Below are 629 nucleotides of genomic sequence, written 5' to 3'. Positions count from 1 at the left end.
TTGGAGAGATACACTCCGCAAACGCGGCCCCCCAACTACCTCGGTGAGCGTTCGGCTTTAGAAGTTCAGAACGCCTGAGTGAAGCCTCTTTTTTACACGGTACACATACCGTGGCTAGCCATTCCTGTATCTGTACCGGGCAGCCAAGAGCGATTCCTCATTTGTTCTAGACGCATCATATCAGATCAATTTTCTGTTTGCAATAGATTTGCAGCTCTTGTAATATAACCGTAACATTCCGGCAGATCGTCTGCGATCCATACACTTTGATACGCTCTGTCCCAATATATATAATGTATGGCTTGCCAGATGTTCCTCCCGACCCCCCTCCCGGTTTGGGCCGTTCTTCTTTTAGGGTAAGGCTGTACCGTCTGCCCTCTATTGCTTACCGCCCAAATACATGTTTCGATTTTGTACAGATAAAAATAAACATTGCTGCATCCGTCGCTCTATGGTAGAATGCAATCGTTACATTTATCATACAAAAAGGTGTATTCTATGGATTTATTCGATACTTTTTTCGGTGAGCTCCTCATGACATTCCTCATTGCCATGGTGCCTGTGCTGGAGCTGCGCGGTGCAATTCCGGCCGGTATAGCCGCCGGCCTGCCGCCAGCCGCAGCGGCGGC

This window comes from Oscillibacter sp. KLE 1745 (assembly GCF_000469445.2).
GTDB classification, from domain to species: Bacteria; Bacillota; Clostridia; order Oscillospirales; family Oscillospiraceae; genus Oscillibacter; species Oscillibacter welbionis.
This window is presented reverse-complemented; position numbering follows the sequence as displayed.